Below are 1,931 nucleotides of genomic sequence, written 5' to 3'. Positions count from 1 at the left end.
GTTGCGGCGAGCGGGGTCGGTCGACGCCGACCCCCGGCGCCGCCGCGAGGTCGGTGGCTGCCGTCGACGCGGTCGGGCCGTGCGAGGGCGTGCAACCGACCAGCAGCAGGAGCAGACCCGCGACGACGGGTCCACACGGACCTGGACGTCGCGACATCGGGTTCTCCTCGTGCCGTGCGGAAAGCGTGGGGAAGGCCTGCGGAAGCGCCCCGGAGGGCGCCCGTCAATCCTCCCTGTCCCCGGGCCCGTTCCTGTGCACAAGGAGCAACTATTGGATAACGCCTCTGTGACAGCCGGGTCACGGAGGAAGCTGGCGGACCGGGGCAACCGGCCGGACACGGACCAGGTGACCTCTGGCGCACGGAGCCGTCATGAGCAAAGATGCAAGGCACCGGCCCACGCGCCCGCGTGCGGTCACCGCCTTTACAACGGATCGTCCGGCACGTTCCTGCCGGTGAAGGAAGGTTTGATCTGCCATGGCTACCGTCACGTTCGACGAAGCGACCCGCGTCTACCCCGGTTCCGACACCCCGGCCGTCGACAAGCTCAACATCGACATCGAGGACGGCGAGTTCCTCGTCCTCGTCGGCCCCTCCGGCTGTGGCAAGTCCACCAGCCTGCGCATGCTCGCCGGCCTCGAGGAGGTCAACGACGGCCGCATCCTGATCGGGGAGCGCGACGTCACCGACCTGTCCCCGAAGGACCGCGACGTGGCCATGGTCTTCCAGAACTACGCGCTCTACCCGCACATGAGCGTGGCCGACAACATGGGCTTCGCACTCAAGATCGCGGGCAAGCCGAAGGACGAGATCCGCAAGCGCGTCCAGGAGGCCGCCAAGATCCTCGACCTCGAGGCCTACCTCGACCGCAAGCCGAAGGCGCTCTCGGGTGGCCAGCGGCAGCGCGTCGCGATGGGGCGCGCGATCGTGCGGCAGCCCCAGGTCTTCCTCATGGACGAGCCACTGTCCAACCTCGACGCCAAGCTGCGCGTGCAGACCCGCACCCAGATCGCGTCACTCCAGCGGCGACTCGGGGTCACCACCGTCTACGTCACGCACGACCAGGTCGAGGCGATGACGATGGGCGACCGGGTCGCGGTGCTCAAGGACGGCATTCTGCAGCAGTGCGCCTCCCCGCGCGAGATGTACGACCACCCCAACAACGTGTTCGTCGCCGGATTCATCGGCTCCCCCGCCATGAACCTGCTCGACGTGCCCGTCGTCGACGGCGGGGTGAAGTTCGGCAACACGGCGCTGCCCATCCCGCGCGACCACCTCGCCGAAGCGGGGTCCCGGGCGATCGTGGGGGCACGGCCCGAGGACCTCACCCTCAGCGACGACGGCACCGGCCTCGCGGTCACGGTCGACGTGGTCGAGGAGCTCGGCGCCGACGCCTACATCTACGGCACCTCCAAGACGGAGTCGGGCGAGGACGCCCAGATCATCGCGCGCGTCGACGGCCGCACGCCGCCCGAGAAGGGCGCCCAGATCCACCTGACTCCCAAGCCCGCACACCTGCACCTGTTCAACGCCGGTTCGGGCGAACGCATCTCGGTCTGACGCGCTTCCGCGTTTGTGCTCGGTCCGGGCCGCCTCCGAAGGTTCTGAAGGCGGCTGGGGCCGAGCACGGCCACGTTGGTATGCCGTTCGCTCACCTCCCGCGGTGCCGCAGCTGGCCGGTGACCCGCCGCAGCCACGAGGTCGGCTGGGACGTGGCGCCGCCGGCATGGGCCGCTCCCGTGGCTCGCTCGGCCCGATCCGGTCGGTCTTCACCGTCCGGTTCCTCGACGTCGTCGGAAACGTCGGCTTCCTCCGTCTCTCCCGCCGCGTCACCCGGGCCGAACGACGGCAGGGCGGCGGGCCCGACCGCCTCCGGCGCACCGGCTGGTGATCCGGCGGGAGCCGGTGGGGCGGCGGGACCTGGTTCGCGAC

The 1,931-nt window shown here is 70.2% G+C and carries 1 protein-coding gene and 1 pseudogene; one reads left to right on the top strand and one right to left on the bottom strand.

Annotated features, from left to right (window positions below):
- Positions 1–476: 476 nt before the first annotated feature.
- Positions 477–1,559, top strand: a complete 1,083-nt coding sequence (locus tag FRW57_RS21090; protein ID WP_137120709.1) for an ABC transporter ATP-binding protein — start codon at positions 477–479, stop codon at positions 1,557–1,559.
- Between the two features lie 91 nt (positions 1,560–1,650).
- Here the strand turns inward: FRW57_RS21090 and FRW57_RS24200 are convergent.
- Positions 1,651–1,931: pseudogene (locus tag FRW57_RS24200) on the bottom strand (hypothetical protein); the annotation flags it as partial.

The organism is Segeticoccus rhizosphaerae (genome assembly GCF_009192725.1).
GTDB lineage: Bacteria > Actinomycetota > Actinomycetes > Actinomycetales > Dermatophilaceae > Segeticoccus > Segeticoccus rhizosphaerae.
Note: the sequence above shows the minus strand (reverse complement) of the source record. Positions and strands in the feature narration are given on the sequence as shown.

Bases quoted from the DNA above. Each gene is read 5' to 3' on its own strand.
- FRW57_RS21090 (WP_137120709.1), top strand. From the start codon at position 477: ATGGCTACCGTCACGTTCGACGAAGCGACCCGCGTCTACCCCGGTTCC.